Source organism: Pseudomonas sp. AC463 (genome assembly GCF_979253585.1).
Window position 1 is genome coordinate 1 of sequence record NZ_CEEDDZ010000982.1, and the last position, 248, is coordinate 248.

At 67.7% G+C, this 248-nt stretch carries 1 protein-coding gene; it reads left to right on the forward strand.

Going from position 1 to position 248, the window contains the following annotated elements:
• Positions 1-248, forward strand: a 248-nt coding sequence (locus AC0IYH_RS33160; RefSeq protein ID WP_471838642.1) for an NAD-dependent epimerase/dehydratase family protein, incomplete at both ends; no start/stop codon positions are given.

The following is a 248-nucleotide window of genomic DNA, read 5'->3' on the forward strand; positions in this document are numbered from 1 at the left end:
GAACCTGGCCGGGCATCTGTCGGTGATGGAGGCGTGCCGGCATGCGCCAGCCGTCGAGCATCTGGTCTATGCGTCGTCGAGCAGCGTCTATGGCGACCGGCCGATGGGCGGGCAGGGGTTCCGCGAGGACGATCCGGTCGATGCGCCGGTGTCGCTCTATGCCGCGACCAAGCGGGCCTGCGAGTTGATGAGCCAGTCCTATGCGGCGCTGTACGGACTGCCGCAGACGGGGCTGCGCTTCTTTACGG